This is a genomic window from Bacillus sp. FSL K6-0923 (assembly GCF_038630825.1).
Classification (GTDB): Bacteria; Bacillota; Bacilli; order Bacillales; family Bacillaceae; genus Bacillus; species Bacillus pumilus.
Window position 1 is genome coordinate 3,222,672 of sequence record NZ_CP152044.1, and the last position, 19,955, is coordinate 3,242,626.

The window sequence follows — 19,955 nt, forward strand, 5'->3', positions numbered from 1 at the left end:
AGCACGGACGTTTTTTTATTTGTTATACACCGGGATATCGTAATACAGCGTATAGTCATCAAGCAGGTTATACAAACTATACATACGAGTGACTTGCTTATAAGCCCAGCCTATATCTGTTGCATATTGATGAGTCGCTGCACTAGACCAGCGCATTTTATAAATTGTATCTTGTTTGTATGTGGCATGATTGATATAGCTGTTGCCAATGAATTTTGCTCCGCCAATAATGGCAGCCTCTGGCGTGAACCATTGCTGTTCATACGCATACTTTGCACCAAGATAATTCGGATTGCTGTCATATGCGCCAATGCCATACATGTTATATACTTTCTTTCCATTAAACATTGTACCATTCGCTAAAATGGAACTTCCGTTACCCGTTTCAAGCAGCGCATGAGAAATAAGATAAATTTCGTTGATATGATACGTTTTCGCTGCCGTAATAAAGGCTTGTCCTTTACCTGCAAGAATCCCTTTGCCTGCTAGAATCTTCGAATTGACTTCTGCAGGATTGAGATTCGCAGCTTCAGAGAGTTTCAGGAATTGAAAATAAGATTGCGTGCCTTCTGCAATATTAGCTGGGTCAACATATTTTTGCACCTCTGCTGCACTTGCATTTCTCCAGCCAAGGCTGATCTTGATCCAGTTTCCTTCTTTCCCAAGCTGTTTCACTTTTGCTCCTTTGTTCAGCTGCGCCACGATGTTGCTTGCAGAGCTCGAATCTGGTGTCGAACGGACATTTAAACCGTCCGTATTCACTGTTGATGTTGCTTGGTCTACATATGGTGCATAGACATAAGCCGCACCATCTGTCTGTGGTGATACCTTCATTTGTTTGTTGACCATCTCATTGACAGTAAGGTTGTAGTTCGTTTGCATGACCATTGGGCCATTTTTGATTTTTACGGCTGTAGCTGTCCAGCCATATTGACTTTTCACAAAAGCAATGGCTGCATTTACAGTTGGTAACCCTGTGAATTGCTGCGTAATGTTGATTTTGTAGGTTGGTTTCGTTGTTGTTTGGTAGGCTGCTGGTTCATTCCGTTTTTTGAAAAATGCCATACCTTGATCGCGCAATGCAGTTGTTGAGATGGCACCTGTTTTGATCTGATATTGACCATAATCAGCTGCACCTGTTTTTTGAGCAGCTGCTTTCATTTTTTGTTTCGTTAAATAACTTAACGCTTGATTCAGTTTTGTCTGATTCACCGTCGGCTCTGTTGTGATCCGGTATTGTTTAACCGCTTCAGTCAACGTTTTTGTACTGCTGGCAACGCCATTTTTCTTGATAATCTCTTGAGCCTGCTTGACTTTATTTTGCTCATATACAGGTGTTGTCTTGAGACTATACGTTTTGCTGACAGCTTGGCCCTTACCAGTTGTAATGCTGCTTGTCACCTTCTGCGTTTTTAAATATGCGGCACCTTTATTGATTTTGGCTTGCTCCGCCGATTGATTGACGACAAGTCGATACGTGCTGTCAGATGCTTTACCTGTTTTTTTCGTTGTTGCTGATACCTTTTTCTTTTGGAAGAAAGCTGCTGCTTTTTTCGCTTGGTCATCTCCTAAAAGGTTTCCAGTCACTACTTGATATGGCTGTGTAGAAGAGATCTTTTGCGAAGTGTAGCGCCATTTCTTTTTCTTGAAAAAGGCCACCGTTTTTCCGTATGCTGTATCGTTCAGTTGATTGAGCTTCACGATATAATTTTTTGTTTTTCCCACTCGCTGTACAGTCCCTGTAGCGCCGGTTTGTTTCTTAATCTGGGCCGCAGCTGAGGATGCCTGTTTGTTGTCTTTGAAATAGCCTGATTCCAAGCGATAAACATTTTTTAAAGCGCCTGTCTTTTGAATCTTCCCGCTGATCTTTGCTTCTCTTTGAAGCTGGGTAAGAAGCGTCTGTGCTTTTGACTGGTTCGCTTGTGCAGCTGATGTGACGATGTAATATGGCTTGCCTGCTGTCACCGTTTGAAGCACCGCTTTTAAACCAGACTCTTTTTGAAAGCCTTGCAAGATCGTATTCGCCTTACTTTGCCCAACGATACCGCCTGAAATCAGCTGATACACAGTGCCTGCTTTGTTTTCAGTTTGGTATGTACTAGTGACACCGGCCTGCTTTTGTAATTCGGTTTGAATATTTTTGACTTTCGTTTCAGAATCAATGGTTCCTGAAATGACCTGATAAGAAGGTCTGCTTTCATTGATCACTTCATAGGTGCTATTGAGTCCTGAGGTTTTCGTTAGCTCGAGTGAGAGCTTTTTCGCCTGAACTTCATCATTGACGGGGTCAGATACGACCTTTTGTAATGGAAGGCGGTCACCTACTGGAGACACCGTACCGCTCATGCCCGTCTCTTTTTTTAATGCAGCTGCACTTGCACTCGCTGCTGCTTGTGACTCATATCCTGAGGCAGTGAGCTGATAGGTCGATGTGTTTCCTGAGGTTTGATAAGTGGCTGTCCACTTTTTGTCCTTCTTCAATGTTTCCACTGCTTTTTTCACTTCTGACTCTGTTGTAAATACTTTTGAGGTGTTCATCGTATAAATGGATTGATCGACATAGGAGGCTGCTTGCGCTTCATTGCCCGTCTGTACTGTCATACCAAAGGCAGCTGCGAGTAACATAATCTTGATGGTTTTTTTCACGTTCACTGTCCCTCTCTTAACTTTGCATAATTGTCTACTAATCTCTTTATCGACAAAAACAAGTACTCTTTCAAGTTATTTATGCAATAGAAAAATAGAGGACCCCTTTGAAGTCCTCTTTTCCTTTATATATGCGATACAATCAGTTCACAAGTTCCTTCAATTGAGAAGTTCCCTGTTTCAGCCGGCAGGATAAAATGAGCTCCTTTAGGCAGTGGATATGTATGCCCATCATGCGTTAGAGCCCCTTCCCCGCTAATTACACTGCACAGCAAAAACGGATAATCTTGCGAAAGCTCTACTGCTTGATCAATTTCCCATTTATACACAGAGAAATACTCTGCTTCAACAAAAGTTCGAATGGTCAGCCCACGGCGTGTTTCAACTGATTCATCTGCATAACCATCTACATGGGGGACCGTTGTGACATCAATGGCTTGCGCAAAATGAAGTTCACGTTCATGGCCATTCTGATCTTTTCGTTCATAATCATATACCCGATAGGTGGTATCTGAGCTTTGCTGCGTTTCGAGGACAAGCGTTCCTTCGCAAAGCGCATGAATGGTACCGCTTGGCACATAATAAAAATCACCAGGCTTAATCTTCACACGACGCAAAAGTCCTTCCCAATCTCCACTGTTCATCATGGTCACAAGCTCAGTTCTTGTTCTTGCGCTGTGCCCATAGATCATTTCTGCTCCTTCTTTGCAGTCAATGATATACCAGCACTCTGTTTTTCCAAGCTCGCCATTTTCATGTCTTTCCGCGTAATCATCATCTGGATGAACTTGAACGGACAAGTCCTGGTTTGCATCTAAAATTTTAGTTAACAGCGGGAATCGATCGCCTTCTATTCCCCCGAACAATTCTCTGTGATTGTCCCATAGTTCGATCAGCGTTTTCCCTTTATATGGACCGTCTTGCACGACACTTGGTCCGTTTGGATGAGCAGAAATTGCCCAGCATTCTCCCGTTTGATCAGAAGGAATATCATAGCCAAATTGATCTCTTAAGGCTGTACCTCCCCATATTCTCTCCTTCAATTCAGGCAGTAAAAAAATTGGTGACTGCTTCATTCAGGATGACTCCTCCCTTTGCTACCCTTTGATAATCCTTGTAAGGCTTGATGAAAACTAGCAAGTCTCAACTTTTATTATGACGCTATCTAAAGAGAAGTCAATCCTTTCAGTACACCAAATGAAAACGATAACACGAAAAGATTTCATCCTTTGACAGAGCCTGCGAGAAGCCCTTTGACAAAGTATTTTCCGAGCAGTATATAGACCAAAAGTGTCGGCAGTGCGGCCAATATTGCCCCTGCCATTTGGACGTTCCATTGCACAATTTGACTGCCTGATAGATTTTGCAAGGCAACCATCACCGGCTGATGCTCTGCAGTGGTCATCGTGACTGCAAATAAGAACTCATTCCACACATTTGTGAACTGCCAAATCGCGACCACCACAAATCCTGTGATTGAAAGCGGAAGAATCATATGTCTGAAAATCCCGATAAACCCTGCGCCGTCCATTTTTGCCGATTCAATCATTTCATCAGGAATGCTCACATAGAAGTTTCGAAACATGAGTGTTGTGATTGGAAGTCCATATACGACATGGACTAGCACCAAACCCGGAATCGAATTGTATAATCCGACTTCACGCAAAAATTGAATGAGTGGGATGAGGATACTTTGATATGGAATAAACATCCCAAACAGCATTAGAGTAAAGACTACTTCTGATCCTTTGAAACGCCATTTTGATAGGACATAGCCATTCATCGCCCCTAAGACAGCAGACAATAAGGTAGCCGGAATGACTAGATAAAGAGAATTCATTAAATTGGGCGCTAGCTTTTCAAATGCGATTTGATAGCTTGAAAAATCAAGTGTTGACGGCAGTGCCCACATTTTCTCAAGGGTCACTTCACCTAATGGCTTCAAACTTGTGACGAGCATGACATAAACTGGCATGAGAAAAAAGAGACTGCACAAAATCAATAAAGCATAAAGAACTGGACGGACAAACCATCTAGCTGTCATGATGACGCCCCCTTCCGGCTCGACAGGAGATATGGCACAATAAAGACCGCAACTGAGATCAGCATCACAATCGCGATAGCGGCACCGCCCGCATAATGGTTTCCTCTAAAGGTCATTTCAAACATGTACACGCCCGGAACATCTGTGACAAAGTTTGCACCCGGTCCTGTCATCGAGTAAATCAAATCGAAAATCTTTAATGAAATATGAGCCATGATGATAATGACACTTGCAGTTATCGGTTTTAATAAAGGAAAAATAATCTTCCGGTAAATCTGCCATTCGGTTGCGCCATCCATTCTAGCAGCCTCTCTTACTTCCTCTGGAATGCCTCTCAAACCCGCCAAATACATCGCTAGAGAAAATCCAGTCATCTGCCAAACAGCTGCAATTACGACTGCAATGATTGCCGCAGGGACACCAAACTCAATTTTCCCCCAGACAAATCCAGCTAAAATATTCGTATCCGTGTACCACTTAGGCTGGATACCAAGCGTCTTTAAAAACAGATTCACCCCAGTGGACGGGTTTAAAATCCATTGCCAGACGACCCCTGTCACAACGAAGGAAAGGGCCATTGGAAAGAAAAATAAATTCCGAAATAGAGATTCACCCTTGATCTTTTGATCTAGTAAAATTGCAAGTGCAAGCCCAGAGGCAATAACGGCTCCAATAAAGAATAGAGTAAAAAAGACCGTGTTCCGAAGATCTGACTGAAAGCGGAAATCTTGAAACAGCATCATATAGTTTTGAAGCCCTGCGAAAGAGAAATCAGGAACAAGAGAGGTCCAATTTGATAATGACACATACCCTGTCCAGCCAATAAAGCCGTAAACAAAGATGAATAATAACACAGCCGACGGGGCTAAAAATAGAAGCGCAAGCAGCTGATCCCCACTCCATTTTTTCCGAACACGTTTGACTTTGGGTGTTGATGCTTTTGTGATCGGCGATGTATCCATGCGCATGAAGCTACACTCCTTTTTAAAAAAGAGGCGGTGCTTAGTCGCCGCCTCCTCGTCTTTATTTCATTGAATCTTTTAAAGATGAAACAAACTGGCTGCTGTCTTTTTGTGTGACAAAGATATTGACGGCTTGATTCGCTTTTGTCACAAACCCTTCTTCAGCAGCTGAACCATGCGCGAGAGACGGCGCCAGCTTTGATTCTTTAAATGCCTTCATCGCCGATTTTCCGTATTCATCATATTTAGACATATCTGCATCCACACGTGCCGGAATCGATCCCTTCAGCGGGTTAAATGCATCCTGTCCTTCCACAGATCCTAAGACAGATAAGAATTTCTTCACGTTTTCTGGCTGTTTCACGCCCTTTGGCAGTCCAAATGTATCGGTGATCACCATAAAGCTTCCCTCTGTATCAGGAGTCGCCACGTATCCGAAGTCTTTATTCACCTTCAGATCCAGATCATTCACAAAGTACCCCTTCGCCCAGTCGCCCATGACGTTCATTGCAGCTTCCCCTTTTGCTACGAGCTGCGAGGCATCCTGCCAGTTACGTGAGCTGTGGTCATCATTGACATATTCAAGCATACGTCCAAAGATGTCTGCCGCTTCCTTCACTTTTGCGTCATCCATTTTCATGTCGCCAGCCCAAAGTTTTTGATATCCATCAGCGCCTAAAACGCCGAGCAGTACACTCTCAAACAAATGTGTTGCTGCCCAAGGCTCTTTATCCCCAAGCGCAAGAGGTGTAATGCCTTTTTTCTTTAAAGCATCTGCTGTTTTGAAAAATTCATCAAAGGTCGTTGGGGGCTCTAAACCTGCATCATCAAATACCTTCTTGTTATACCAAAGCACATTGCCTCTGTGAATATTCACCGGTACTGAATAGATTTTCCCATCTTTGCTGACAAGGTCGATGAGTGATTCCGGAAATTTGTCCTTCCAGCCTTCTTTTTCATATAGATCATCCAGCGGCTCCATTTTACCTGCTGCGACCCAGCTCTCATTCAGCTCCGCTCCGCCATGTACTTGGAATGTAGCTGGCGGGTCATTTCCTTGCATCCGGCTAGTCAGAACAGCCTTTGCATTTGTACCAGCACCACCTGCGACAGCTGCATTTTCAATTGGAATATCTTTATTTTTCTCTTCAAACAATTGAATGAGTGCTTTCAGTCCGTCCTCCTCACCTGCTCCAGTCCACCAAGAAAAAATGTCGAGCTTCTCTGCTCCGCCCTCTTTTTTTGCATCTGAGCTCGTCGATGAACTACAGGCAGTGACGATAAGCATACAGAGCACTAACAGCGTAAAGCCTAATTTAACCTTCATGATTGATCCCCCATCCCTATTTTGTAAGCGTTATCATCATAAGTATAATGGCAGATCCTTGCTTTTTTTCAGGCAAACTTCTTCACTTTTTTATGAAATTCTTCATTTTTTTACGGTCTGTTTTCGATATTCCTTCGGTGAACAGCCAACCATCTTCTTAAACACACGGCTGACATAATTAGGGTCTGTATATCCTGCCTGATAGGTAATTTCTTTTAAACTAAGCGAGCTGTCTTTGAGAAGCCTTTTGATTTTATCCAGCCGGCAGGCAGTCACATACTCTTTAAATGTCAGCCCTGTCTCGTCTTTAAACCTTTTTGTGAAATAGGTCGGACTTAAATCAACATAGGCCGCAGTCTGTTCCAGCGTGATCTGTTCACAAAAATGCGTTTTGATGTAGCGCTTTGCCCGCTCAATATCATTCACAGTCTGGTTTCTTGCTTCATACACGTCAAATAAATATTCACAGCACTGGCGGCATTCTGCTGCGGTGTTGATCGTTAATATAGGCCAGTCTGTTCGGAGTCGTGATTTAAATAAGATCAGCAGCTCTTTTAGTTGAGACAGGGTCGCCCCCTCTAGTTCAAAAGCATCGAATAAAGCGAGCGCCTCCTCTCTTCTCCCTTCTTCCATTGCCTGCATCATATCGTCTGCAAGCTCAGGCAGATGGATCAATGGATGGGAATGTTCTTCTGTTTGGTAAAAGCCATAACGAACAACGCCAGGACTCTTTTTCCGCTGATAATAGGAAAGCTTCGCCTCTGCTGCACTTTTCTGAAGATAAAGCGGATTTGAGACCGGGTGTCCCATGCCAACGACAGGTGAAGGCTGATCGTTGGTTGTGGCAGTTCGAATCGCCTGCAAGACATCTGCCTTTAACTGACCAGGCGCTTGGTGACGATAAATGAGACATGTAAACAGCTCACCACTCACCTGAATCGGCACCGTATGAAAAAGGGGAGATGTCTGTAAATGAATCAACAACTGATTCCCGATTGTCCGCTGTACAGCGATGACAAGACCTGCTTCGAATTCATGAAACAGTTGTCGAAACTCCGCGGAAGTATAGGATTGTCCGTTTATGACATGAGCTTCAAGCCACTTTGACTGCTGACCGGCCGCCAGCGCCTGCCGCTGAGACGCCTCCTGCTGAATCTCTGCCGCAACCGTTCGAATGGCGGCGATGGTTTCATCTTTGTCAGCCGGTTTGACGAGATATTGTTTCACTCCTTCCTGCATCGCTTGCTTGGCATAATCGAACGTATCGTAGGCTGTCAGCATAATAAATTTTGTATGAGGACTGATCGCTTTGATTTGCTTGATCGCTGTCAATCCATCCATTCCAGGCATCTGAATATCCATGAGCACAAGATGAACGGGCTCAGTCCGCACGAATTCAACCGCCTTTTTTCCATTTTCAGCTTCTCCTGCGATATGACACTCTGGAAGCCAATCGGTCATGAACTTCCGCATCGCTAGCCGTTCTATCTTTTCATCATCTACAATCAGCACGTTCAGCATGCCGGTCCCTCCTTCATCGGAATAGCCAATTGAATAGTGGTGCCTTCGTTTGGATTTGAGTCAATTTGAAGGGCATCTTGTACCCCATAAAACAAACGCAGCCTTGACATCACATTTCGAAGACCGATTCCCGTTGAATGCCCTTTACTCAACATGTTTGGATCTTCCTCTTCTTTTGCTGATAGCAATCTTCTTTTCTCTTGTTCATTAATTCCCATCCCATTGTCCCGAATCCGAATCATCACATAGCCGCCTTCTTGATAGATCGAGAGCTCGACAAGTCCATCTTCCTCCTTTGGTTCTACGCCATGAATAAAGGCATTTTCAACAAGCGGCTGTAAGGTGAGACTTGGGATACGTACAGATAAACACGATTCATCTATGGTCGTTTTGCATGTGATACGATCGGCAAATCTTGTTTCTTGTATATGAAAATATTCTTTGACCACTTTTACTTCTTGTTCGAGCGTAACGGATGCACTGAGAGCTGACAGCGAATAACGCATGAGAGTGGAAACAGATTGGATCAACCTCGATGTGGCATCCGCTGATTCTAAGTAAGCCATGCGTGAGACGATGTTTAAGGTATTAAATAAAAAATGTGGGTTCATTTGGTTTTGCAGCGTTTTCAGCTTCATGTCTTTGATTTTTTGATCTAAAGCTGCCTTTTGTTTCATCTCTTCAATCATCATTTTCATCTCTTGACGCATTCGCTGGAAGGCCTCATTTAATACAGAAATTTCATCCTTTGAGGTGACATGCAAGTCCGCTCCATCAAAGTTTCCTTCTGATACTTCCTTTACGCTTCGAGAGAGATGGACGATCGGTCTTGATATCCCGCCAGCAATCATATACGCCATCCATAATGCGACTCCAATGGACAGTGTAAACAAACATAGGGTAAAGAGCGCATAGGTTTGGTGTCTTTTTTGCAGAGATTGATAGAGTACTTGATACTCAGACAATTCATCATCAAGCAAGGTCATTGTTTGCTCTTGTATGTAGGAGGAGACGGTTCTTACTTCCTTCACACTTGCTGCATATTCTTTGATTTTTCCTTCTTTTACATGTGTCATGGTCGCATCACTCTCATTGATGAGCGTCCGCATCATATATTGATATTTTTCAATAGAAGGAATTGCCGCATGAAGCCCGGCATCTTTTCGCAATGCCTGGTCGTAGGATTTCATTTTTTGTTTTGAAGCTAGATATTCTTTGGCAAACTGCTGATCCTTTTCAATCGCATACGCATTGACCTTTTCATACATCGTTTTTGCCTCTGTCGATATATCATTAAGCAGGAGAAAAGAACGAAAGCTTCTGCTATATTCTGATACGATATTCGAGCTGCTCCAATAGACGAAAAAAGCGGCCACGTTGCCAAGGAATACAAGGGTTAAAAATGCCAGTAACAACTTACTTCGAATCCTTCTCACGGCTGCACCCCCTGCCTTCTGTCTGTTTGCTGTAGCGGCAGATCCTCTTGCCGAATCACACTCGTTCCTGTGTACTGTAGCGGCTCTTCTTTTTCACCTTTCTGCAAACGCACAAGCGATTCCACTGCTTGATAGCCCATTTCATAAGGATGCTGAACAACGACGGCATCAATCTTTCCATCATCGAGCGCCTGAATCGTATCTGGCAATGTATCAAATGCGAGTACATAGACATCTGTGGACGATCGATATTGCGCTGTTGCTTGAATGATACCTGCACCATCTAATGCACTCGTGCCGTAAAATGCAGTGAGCTTTGCATGATCGTTTAATAGTTTATATGCGGCACCGGAGGCCCCTGATTTTGTAATGGCTGATTCTTCTATTCCAGCAATATGAATGCGTTTTTCAGCGGCGACGGCATCTCGAAATCCTTTGACGCGCTGCTTTTGATGAACGGCATCAAGCCTGCCTGTGACAATTCCTACGTACTGTTCGCCTTTTGTATCTGCGATGAGTGCCTGTCCTGCGATAAAGCCTGAATAATAATTGTCCGTGCCTACATACACTTGACGCATGCTCCCCTCTGCATCTGTATCAACGGTGACAACATCAATGCCCTTTTCCCTCGCCTTCTGAAAAAGCGGTTTGTATTTTTTCGCATCAAGTCCCTGTGTCATAATGCCATCAACATGCCCTGCGATTGCCATATCAATGGTTTTCAAATGATCATCTATATCGGCTTGCTTCGGACCTAAATATTCTAAATACACGCGATGAGCAGCTGCCGCATCAGCAGCTCCCTTTTGGACCAGCTGCCAATATTCATTATCAAGTTCCTCCGGTACAAGGACAAAGTGATATTGATAAGTTGATGACGCTTTTTCGGAAACGCTTTCAATTTTAAATAAATCTTGACCTAATGATGTTAAAAAAATGACAGATACGACACAAAAAGTGAGAAAGGCGCCCACCCCGATCCACTTTGATACTTTCACCACATCCTCCCCCTTTCAAAAATTGCGCATAAAAAAAGAGCTGCTTATAAGCATACTCTCTCGACCTCTATAATTCCTTTGTCATAAATAAACTGTTTGGATCTTCTTGATATGAACCGAAAGGCGGACAAATATAAAACCCAACACTCTCATATAGTTTTCTTGCCGGCTCAAAGAAAGACATCGCACCTGTTTCTAAGCTGACACGTGAATAACCGCGCCTTTTTGCCTCTTGGAGAAGATGGTTCAGCATATACCTCGCTACACCTTTTCGCAGATGGAGAGCCGTGGTTCTCATGGATTTGATTTCACCGTGCTCTCTTGACAGCTTCTTTAACGCTCCGCAGCCAAGAAGCTCCTCTCCATCCCGTACACTCCACACTGTGACATCTTGCTTTTTCAAATCAGCTAACGGAAGGGCATGAATACTTTCTGGCGGGGAATGCTCTTTCATTTCTTCTATATGAGCGGTAATTAGCTGTTCTATTTGTCCATCCGTGAGTGTATCTTGTTGAATGTACACATCTATCACTCCTTCACGATCATTGTACGTGAAGAGTCAGTATTCACCAGCTGTTATGTCAGATAAACGAACAAACAACCAGCATTCACCTGCCAGTTGTTCAATTGAATAGCACCTATTTATGAAGAAAGAACCGCTTGTAATTCTTCTGCCGTACTGCTTTCAAGCTGACTTCCGACCCCTACTGCCACTGCGCCTGCTTTCAGCCAGTTTGGCACATCGGCTGGATGAATACCTCCCGTTGGAATAAATTCAATGTCTGGAAATGGGCCTTGTAAGTTTTTCATATAGGATAAACCGAAGGAGCCACTTGGAAAAAGCTTGAGCAAGCAGTATCCAGCTGCTTTTGCCTGCATGATTTCACTTGGGGTGAGGACACCTGGTACATAGAGTGTGTCGTGAAACGAGAGATGCTCTCCAATGACAGGAAGATATCCTGGACTGACAATAAATTGTGAGCCTGCGCCAATGGCTGACTGCGCCTGCTGAAGAGTGGTGATTGTGCCTGCTCCTACAATTAGATCTTGCTCATGCTGAAAAGATGCAATGATGCGTTCCGCATTGGGCGTGGTATACGTCACTTCAATGGCTCGAACGCCTTTTTTCTTTAAACGCTCAATGATCTCAATGCCTTCTGCTTCGCTCCCCGCTCTTACCACTGCGATCAGCTTACAAGCCGCGATCCGCTCTTTAACGCTCAAACTTGCTGACTTTCCCATATCCTTCGTCCCCCTTCATATATTCCCGTCTGTGATATCGTTTGGCTCCCTTCATAAAAGCCTGAAGCTCTTCCCGAGTAGGCAGACCGTCCTTATCGCCTGGAGACATCACCGCAAGAGCCCCTACAGCATTGCCTCTTGTCACAGATTTTTCATATGATAAACCGTCCAGTAAACCACTGATGACCCCCACGGCAAATCCATCACCGGCACCGACTGTATCCACGACATTGGGCACATAAAAGCCGCTCACAATCCCCTGACTGACTGCACTTTTATAAAAGGCACCTTCTGCACCGAGCTTAATGACCACAAGCTTGACGCCTTTTTGCAAATAAACATCTGCAATCTCTTCCGGCTCGTGACAGCCTGTGAGCCTTTGCCCTTCTGCAAGCCCCGGAAAAAACCAATCCACTTGAAAAGCCATCTGATTCACTGTATGGATCATATCTTCTTCCTCTTCCCATAGCTGCAGCCGAAGGTTTGGATCAAATGAAATGGTTTTGCCTGCCTCTTTCATCTTTTGAAGAGCATGAAAAGAAAACGCTCTCATTTCATTAGATAACGCAGGTGGAATACCTGTCATATGGAGATGTCCTGCCTGCTTGAAATAATTCACGGGAAAGTCGCTTGGACTCATCGTGCTCGCAGCAGAGCCTTTACGATAATACGTGACATCAGGATCTCCATCTATCACTTTGGATTTAAGTAAGATCCCTGTTTGAGCCCCATCATTTGATCGGATCACTGCACTTGTATCGACTCCTTCTTTTTGAAGCTCTTCTAAAATAAATGTGCCAAGTGGATCTGCTCCTACTTTGCTCATCCATCCCACATCAAAACCTAGCCTCGCTAAACCGACTGCTACGTTACTTTCGGCACCAGCAAGCGCCTTTTGAAATGTATGCACTTGATGAAGCTCCCCGGCTTCTTTTGCGTAAAACATCGCCATTGATTCCCCAAATGTGACCGCATTCAATGCTTTCACTCATTTCTCCCCTTTCATGGTACCGGTTTCAAATTAGTTGAAAAAGAGAGAGCATGCACGTATGTATACTCTTCTCTGTCTTTTGTTTATAAGGAATTTCTTGCGATGATTTCTCCATCAAGCTGAATGGTTTGGGGCGCACTTTCATCCCCTTCAAGCCGAGTCTTGATTTTTTGCATGGCGGCTTTCCCCATTTCATGAGATGGCTGGGCAACCGTTGTGATTCCAGGCCCAATCAGCTTATACCATTCTGTATCATCAAAACCTGCAATGCCTATATCTTCTGGAATCTTTAATCCGAGGTCTACAAGCTCACTAATCAGCTTGAGCATAAGTAATCCATTGGCTGCTAAAATCGCTTTTTTCTGCTGGTTTGATTGGACAAAATGGACAAGTTCTTCTCGCAGTTGTTCCTTTTGTTTCAAATCAATTTCTACAATGAGTGGCTTCTTATGTTTACTCATGGCTGTCTGTTCATATGCTTCTTTTCTTTCTTCACGAGGACTGATCCCATCGACCGGCTCAGTAAAGAAGGCGATGTGCTCATAGCCTCTCTCATACATTTGTTGAAGCAGCTGGATTGTGATATCACGGTTATTCGTTGTCACTGTGTCGACTTTTAGTTCAGGTAATTTCCGGTCAACAAGGACAATCGGCACACCGTTTTTCTTAAAATCCTGCAGAATGTCATTGTTCTGGCCTGTCGTATTGATGATGAGCCCTTCAATATAATGCGCATTCAGCTTGAGGAGCATTTCTCTTTCTTTTTCTGGCCGGTTATCTGTATTGCATACCATAATGCTGTATCCATATTCATCACAAATTTCTTCGACTCCGCGAAGTGTGGCAACAGAGAATGGATTTGTAATGTCGGCTACAATAAACCCAATGACCTTGCTTTTTCTTACTTTCAATCCTTGAGCGAGCTGACTCGGACGATAATGCAGTTCTTCAATGGCTTTTTTAATTTTTTTGACCTTTTCAATAGAAATTTCATTTGTTCTGCCATTAATATATCTGGATACAGTTGATTTTGAAACACCTGCATAAGCGGCCACTTCGTTGATGGTCACTTTCGTTTGCTTTTTCTCTTTCATTCAAAAAACTCCCACAATCAATGTCTTCTCATTTGTTTCGAAACCGATTTCAAATAACTTAAAAAGAGCATATCATAATTTCTTGTATTCCAGAAGATTTTTTTTGCTTGAAGATGGCAAATAAGCATTTAAATAAACAAAAAGAAAGCGATTTCAAAATAACGGTTGACGATACTCTCTTTTTCCTCTAAAATTTTTCTTGAAACCGATACCAAATAAAATACCTACATTTTGTTTCAGATGGAAAGGGAGGCTTATTTCAAATGGAAAATCGTTATGCTGTACATCCTGAGCAGGTCAAGCGTTTTACAACAGAGGAACTTCGTCGTCATTTTCATATTCCTACACTATTCGTCAGCGGTGAATTGAAGCTCTACTATTCGCATGAGGACCGTGTGGTGATTGGCGGGGTCATGCCGTCTGCAGAACCGCTCAAATTAGATGCCGGCGACTTTCTACGTACGGAGTATTTCCTTGAAAGACGCGAGATCGGCATTGTAAATGTCGGCGGTCAAGGAACGGTCACTGTCAATGGTGAAGCCTTTGTACTGGAGCACAAAGATTTCTTATATATTGGGCTTGGACACGAAGATGTACAGTTTGCTAGTTCATCAGGCGAAGAAGCAAAGTTCTATCTTGTATCAGCCACCGCTCACAAAGCGTACCCTACGCAAAAAGCTGCCATCGCTGAATTAACACCGAATCACTTAGGGGAAGCGTCTGCTTCAAACGTACGAAACTTGTATCAAGTCATCCACGCAAACGGTATTCAAAGCTGTCAGCTCATGATGGGAATCACTCAACTGGAAACCAATAACACGTGGAATACGATGCCCGCTCATATTCATGATCGGCGTATGGAAGTGTACTTATATCTTGATATCGAAGAAGATGCTCGTGTCTTTCATTTTATGGGGGAGCCATCTGAAACAAGACATCTCGTTGTGGCCAATGAGGAAGCGGTTATTTCTCCTGCCTGGTCCATTCATTCAGGTTCGGGTACAGCGAATTATTCATTTATTTGGGCGATGGCGGGCGAGAACTATACGTTCAAAGATATGGACTTTGTCCCAATGGACCAGATGAGGTAATGTGATGACGACAGCATCCTATGTAACGTCCCTCTTTTCTCTTGAAGGCAAAACAGCCCTTGTGACAGGTCCTGGAACCGGCATTGGGCAGGGCATTGCTGTGGCGCTTGCCAGGTCAGGCGCAGATATTATCGGCACATACCACCACACACCGCTAGAGGAAACGAAAGCGCTCGTCGAACAGGCGGGCCGCTCGTTTCATGCGGTTCAGATTGATTTTTCCGACCCTCAAACTGCAAAACAGGCTGTCGATGCCATGTTACAAAAGCATACGATCGATATCTTAATCAATAATGCTGGCACCATTAAAAGAGAGCAGGCTGCTCATTATTCAGAGGAAGACTGGCATACGGTCATGGATGTGAATATCAATAGTCTCTTTTTCCTCACCCAAAGGGTTGGGCGGCAGATGCTGAAAACTGGTCAAGGGAAAATTGTTAATATTGCCTCCCTTCTATCATTTCAAGGCGGCGTCTTTGTCCCCGCTTATACAGCAAGTAAACACGCAGTCGCAGGGCTGACGAAGGCATTTGCAAACGAATGGGCGAACGAGCAAATACAAGTGAATGCGATCGCTCCTGGTTACATTGCGACCAATAACACGCAAGCCATTCGGGACGATGAGAATCGAAATGATGAGATTCTCAAACGAATCCCTGCCGGTCGCTGGGGAAAGCCTGAGGATCTAGCCGGTGCTGCTGTTTTCCTTAGCTCACCAGCCTCTGATTATATGAACGGTCATATTTTAGCTGTTGATGGCGGCTGGCTTGCGAGATAAAACAGACGAGAGAATTCCTATTTGCAGGGATTCTCTTTTTTCTATTTGCATAATTCTCCACCATCCGAGTCACTCTATAGAAAACATGACATGAGGGTGAGGTATTATGAAAAGTCGTATTGAACAAGATATAGCGTCCATCATCAAGCGCGTCAAAAGCTTTGCCGGGAAAAGTGATGATATCGTGTTCCACTCATTTTCATTTGGCCCTTCTGCTATCTCTGCATGTCTCATGTACATTGAAGGACTCACAGAATTTGAGATGCTTTCCAAACAAATCATTTCACCTATGCAAAAGGAGCTGGATATCACCGAAGTTGATTCTAGTACGCTTCCAGCGCTGTCTAAAACGTTCTTTGGCATCCAAAATGACGTGCTGGAGGATATGAACCTTGCCATCGAGCAGTTATATAGCGGCAGGGCTATTTTATTTGTAGATGGCGCGGCTCAAGCACTTGCACTCCAAACGAACCTTTTTCAATTTAGAGAAGTAGAAGAGCCACAATCGGAAGTCCTTGTAAGAGGGCCTCGGATCGGTTTTATTGAAAATCTTGAAAAAAACACGGCTTTAATCCGTGAGCGGGCAAACGACCCAAACCTTGTCATTCAAAAGGTGAATGTAGGTACTCGCAATAAAAAGTCCGCAGCCCTTGTGTACGTTCGTGATATTGTTGATCCCAAATTAGTAGAAGATGTTTTAGCACGCATGGCCGAAATCAAAATGGATGACATCCCTGAAACCGGCTATATTGAACAGCTGATTGAGGACAGTCACATCTCCATTTTTCCACAGATTCAAAATACAGAACGTCCAGACCGGGTGATTGCATCTGTGCTTGAAGGGAAAGTATCGATTTTACTCGATGGCACTCCTTTTGCGCTCATTTTACCGATGACCTTTACAGCCTTGATGCAATCACCTGAAGATTATTATCAAAGATGGACTAGCGCTACACTTTTACGTTTACTCCGTTATATTGCTGTTTTGCTCACGATTTTTTTACCCGGACTTTACATTGCACTTGTCTCTTATCACCCAGGCTTATTACCCACACGAATGGCACTCACCATCGCAGGCAGTCGGCAGAATGTTCCGTTCCCTCCTGTTGTTGAGGCGATTCTCATGTCTTTTACGATAGAGCTGCTGCGGGAGGCTGGACTTCGGCTTCCTAGAGCCATCGGGCAGACAATTGGGCTCATTGGCGGCGTCATCATTGGTCAGGCGGCTGTCCAAGCCAATATCGTCAGTGCCTTAATGGTGATTATTGTGTCGCTGACGGCACTAGCTGACTTTACGGCACCGTCCTATGACTTTAGTTTCCCGCTGCGCATTTTGCGGTTTATGGCCATTTTCAGTTCAGCGATGTTTGGGTTATATGGCTTAATCATGTGTTATTTATTTGTGCTTTGTCACCTGATGCAATTAAAGACCTTTGGTTTTGACTATTTCACACCTGTTTTGTCTTCACCGTTTTCAGATTTAAAGGATACGTACGTACGTTTACCAATTGGGCTATTTAAATCGAGACCGAAAACAGCAAAAATAAAAAATCTCAAAAGACAAGGAGATTAACCGATGTACAGAGCTGAGAAGCTATCATTGTTACAAGTCACCATTCTGTGCAGCTCTACAATGATAGGCGCTGGAATTTTAACCATTCCTCGCAGTTCTGCCAATTCAGGATTCCCTGATGGCTGGATCATTGTATTACTACAGGGAGTCATCTTTGCTTTCGTTGCTTTTTTGTTAGGATGGATTGCTGAAAAAAATGCGCCGGATACCATTTTTGAGTCAAATAGAAAAGGAGCCGGTGCAATCTTTGGCACATTCTTCAATTTAATACTGATTGTCTATTTACTAGGCATCGTCGGCTTTGAAGCACGTGTTCTCGGGGAAGTCGTCCAATTTTTCCTGCTGCAATCGACTCCCATGGCAGTGATTGTGATGATTTTTCTTCTCGTGGCGATCTATCATTTGAAAAGTGGTATTTTTCCAATAGTCAAAATGGTGACATACATATATCCGATGACGATGATTATTTATATTGGGCTCATGCTGTTTAGTTTGAAAATATTCGACTTTGATTACTTACGCCCAGTGATGGCGCACGGGTTTAAAGATTTCAGTAATTTGTTCTCTCAAACATTTATTCAATTTACAGGCTTTGAGGTCATTTTGTTTGTTGTACCGCTCATTTATAAAGACAAATGGTCGAAAGCAAAGTGGGCTGCTGCGATCGGGGTTGGAATGACTTCTCTTATCTATTCTCTCACGCTCTTTATTGTGATTGGTTCCATGACCGTTGGAGAAACGAAATCCCTCACCTGGCCCACTGTCTCACTCATTCAAGCACTAGAGCTTGAAGGGGTCTTCATTGAACGATTTGATATTTTTTTACTGACGATCTGGACGTGCCAGCAGTTTATTTGCATGCTTGGCTTTTTCCAATTTGCCATTAAAGGATGCCACACAGTCTTTAAGACGACCAATGTAACGAGACTGCTATGGCTGCTGTTTTTGATTACCTCTGCGCTCTCTTTATTTCCGAGAAATATCAATGAAGTCTTTTACTACTCTACTTTACTCGGCTACGCATTGTTCGCGGTTTTAGCCATTCCTTTTATTACAGCCATTCTGTTGATGATACGCAAAAAATGGGGAGGTCGTTCTGCATGAGAGGAAGACGTGTACTGTATATCTTTTTGTCCTGCTGTCTTTTCCTTCTATCAGCAGGATGCTGGGACTTAAAGGATATTGAAAAATTATCATTTGTGCGCGGCGTTGGAATTGATGAAGAAGATCAGCAAGGAGTCAAGCTCACTTACCAAAACCTAGTACCGAAGATGGGCGGGACACAAGAGGCTGATTCTCCTGGCTATGTAAACGTCGTCTCGAAGGGGAAAAATGTACTGGAGGCTGTCAGTAATGTCGCCTTAAAGGATCCGCCAATCTATAGTGATCATCTAAAAATCTTCCTCTTCGGCAAAAATCAGGCGGAGCATCACGATATTCAAGGAACGCTCAATCATTTTATTCGAGATGATGAAGTTCGGCGAAGCAGCTACCTCCTCGTATCACGTGATGATGCATCAAAAGTGATCAATCAAAAATTGAAATCACAGCAAAAGGTTCCAGTTGAACATATCTTTGAAACATCCAAAAACCGAAACTTTAACGGAAAGATTTTGCTGCCAACCCGTATTGGCCGGGCATCTGATTACTTCCAGATGGGCGTTAGCTTCCTTGTCCAAAGTGTAGATGCGATAGACGGCGAACTTATCTATGATGGGGCAGGAATCATTCACGGAAAAAACCGAAAGCTGATCGGTTTCATCCCTGCAAAGGATGTTCAATCTTTAAATTGGGTGATGGACCGAATTTCAGGCGGCGTTGTACCTGCCACCTACAAAGGCTTTCCGATCACATACGAAATTAAGAAATCCAAAACTAAGATTGAACCTTCTCTGAAAGATGGGCATATTTCCTTTAAAATCATTGTCAACACAAACGGAAAGCTTTCTGAAGATCAGTATCCTCCAGAAAATTCATACGATGAACAGTACATCCAAAGATTTGAGCGTCTTTTTGCAAATAAAATTAAACAAAGAATTCAAAAAGCGGTTCATCATGTACAAAAAGAGGTGGGCGTTGATCCCATATTTTTAAGCCGGCAGTTTCGTATTAAATATCCTGACTATTGGGAAAAGCATCGAGACGAATGGGATGCGCTCTTTCAAGAAGCGGATATCGAATATGAAGTCAAAGTCAGTATTTTGAACTTTGGGGCAGAAGGTGCAACAAAAAGCTTTAAATGGTAAAGCAAA

At 43.5% G+C, this 19,955-nt stretch carries 17 protein-coding genes; 5 read left to right on the forward strand and 12 right to left on the reverse strand.

All coding sequences use genetic code 11. The features are described 5' to 3' along the window. Positions 1 to 15 precede the first annotated feature (15 nt). From MHI16_RS16565 to MHI16_RS16620, 12 genes are all read right to left on the reverse strand, one after another. Positions 16 to 2,646 carry a glucosaminidase domain-containing protein gene (locus tag MHI16_RS16565; protein ID WP_058013888.1) on the reverse strand — a complete coding sequence of 877 codons (2,631 nt, stop codon included), beginning with the start codon at positions 2,644 to 2,646 and terminating at the stop codon, positions 16 to 18. A gap of 125 nt (positions 2,647 to 2,771) precedes the next feature. Then, the gene (gene manA / locus MHI16_RS16570; protein ID WP_058013538.1) at positions 2,772 to 3,722 is read right to left on the reverse strand and encodes a mannose-6-phosphate isomerase, class I; all 951 of its coding nucleotides are present in this window, start codon (positions 3,720 to 3,722) and stop codon (positions 2,772 to 2,774) included. A gap of 146 nt (positions 3,723 to 3,868) precedes the next feature. Next, on the reverse strand, positions 3,869 to 4,690 hold the full coding sequence (locus MHI16_RS16575) for a carbohydrate ABC transporter permease (RefSeq protein ID WP_050944374.1): 822 nt from the start codon (positions 4,688 to 4,690) through the stop codon (positions 3,869 to 3,871). Continuing rightward, positions 4,687 to 5,652 carry a sugar ABC transporter permease gene (locus MHI16_RS16580; protein ID WP_058013887.1) on the reverse strand — a complete coding sequence of 322 codons (966 nt, stop codon included), beginning with the start codon at positions 5,650 to 5,652 and terminating at the stop codon, positions 4,687 to 4,689. The genes MHI16_RS16575 and MHI16_RS16580 overlap by 4 nt, the downstream gene beginning before the upstream one ends. A gap of 61 nt (positions 5,653 to 5,713) precedes the next feature. Further along, positions 5,714 to 6,979, reverse strand: a complete 1,266-nt coding sequence (locus MHI16_RS16585; RefSeq protein WP_058013537.1) for an ABC transporter substrate-binding protein — start codon at positions 6,977 to 6,979, stop codon at positions 5,714 to 5,716. Positions 6,980 to 7,081: 102 nt separating this feature from the next. After that, positions 7,082 to 8,500 (reverse strand): response regulator, encoded by a 1,419-nt coding sequence (locus MHI16_RS16590; protein WP_058013536.1) that lies wholly within the window; start codon positions 8,498 to 8,500, stop codon positions 7,082 to 7,084. After that, entirely contained in the window at positions 8,494 to 9,936 is a 1,443-nt protein-coding gene (locus MHI16_RS16595) for a histidine kinase (protein ID WP_058013535.1), read from the reverse strand. Before MHI16_RS16595 ends, MHI16_RS16590 begins: the two co-directional genes overlap by 7 nt. Then, complete coding sequence (locus MHI16_RS16600; RefSeq protein ID WP_058013534.1) at positions 9,933 to 10,934, reverse strand: substrate-binding domain-containing protein; 1,002 nt, start codon at positions 10,932 to 10,934, stop codon at positions 9,933 to 9,935. The genes MHI16_RS16595 and MHI16_RS16600 overlap by 4 nt, the downstream gene beginning before the upstream one ends. 67 nt (positions 10,935 to 11,001) lie before the next feature. Then, complete coding sequence (locus tag MHI16_RS16605) at positions 11,002 to 11,457, reverse strand: GNAT family N-acetyltransferase (protein WP_058013533.1); 456 nt, start codon at positions 11,455 to 11,457, stop codon at positions 11,002 to 11,004. Positions 11,458 to 11,576: 119 nt separating this feature from the next. Next, on the reverse strand, positions 11,577 to 12,176 hold the full coding sequence (locus MHI16_RS16610; protein WP_058013532.1) for a bifunctional 4-hydroxy-2-oxoglutarate aldolase/2-dehydro-3-deoxy-phosphogluconate aldolase: 600 nt from the start codon (positions 12,174 to 12,176) through the stop codon (positions 11,577 to 11,579). Next, positions 12,148 to 13,164 carry a sugar kinase gene (locus MHI16_RS16615; RefSeq protein ID WP_081042262.1) on the reverse strand — a complete coding sequence of 339 codons (1,017 nt, stop codon included), beginning with the start codon at positions 13,162 to 13,164 and terminating at the stop codon, positions 12,148 to 12,150. Before MHI16_RS16615 ends, MHI16_RS16610 begins: the two co-directional genes overlap by 29 nt. Positions 13,165 to 13,250: 86 nt before the next feature. After that, a complete protein-coding gene (locus MHI16_RS16620) occupies positions 13,251 to 14,261 on the reverse strand; it encodes a LacI family DNA-binding transcriptional regulator (RefSeq protein ID WP_058013531.1) in 1,011 nt (336 codons plus the stop codon). Between the two features lie 263 nt (positions 14,262 to 14,524). Between MHI16_RS16620 and kduI the strand changes: the two genes are divergently transcribed. The 5 genes from kduI to MHI16_RS16645 all read left to right on the forward strand — a co-directional run bounded on the left by kduI (position 14,525) and on the right by MHI16_RS16645 (position 19,949). Further along, positions 14,525 to 15,352 carry a 5-dehydro-4-deoxy-D-glucuronate isomerase gene (kduI, locus tag MHI16_RS16625; RefSeq protein ID WP_342498015.1) on the forward strand — a complete coding sequence of 276 codons (828 nt, stop codon included), beginning with the start codon at positions 14,525 to 14,527 and terminating at the stop codon, positions 15,350 to 15,352. Between the two features lie 4 nt (positions 15,353 to 15,356). Further along, positions 15,357 to 16,130 carry a 2-dehydro-3-deoxy-D-gluconate 5-dehydrogenase KduD gene (kduD, locus tag MHI16_RS16630; RefSeq protein WP_058013529.1) on the forward strand — a complete coding sequence of 258 codons (774 nt, stop codon included), beginning with the start codon at positions 15,357 to 15,359 and terminating at the stop codon, positions 16,128 to 16,130. A 106-nt stretch (positions 16,131 to 16,236) separates the two neighbouring features. Then, positions 16,237 to 17,703 (forward strand): spore germination protein, encoded by a 1,467-nt coding sequence (locus MHI16_RS16635; RefSeq protein ID WP_058013528.1) that lies wholly within the window; start codon positions 16,237 to 16,239, stop codon positions 17,701 to 17,703. Positions 17,704 to 17,706: 3 nt separating this feature from the next. Continuing rightward, on the forward strand, positions 17,707 to 18,807 hold the full coding sequence (locus tag MHI16_RS16640; RefSeq protein WP_058013527.1) for a GerAB/ArcD/ProY family transporter: 1,101 nt from the start codon (positions 17,707 to 17,709) through the stop codon (positions 18,805 to 18,807). Further along, positions 18,804 to 19,949, forward strand: coding sequence for a Ger(x)C family spore germination protein (locus MHI16_RS16645; protein ID WP_058013526.1), 1,146 nt, complete (start codon positions 18,804 to 18,806; stop codon positions 19,947 to 19,949). The genes MHI16_RS16640 and MHI16_RS16645 overlap by 4 nt, the downstream gene beginning before the upstream one ends. Positions 19,950 to 19,955 lie beyond the last annotated feature (6 nt).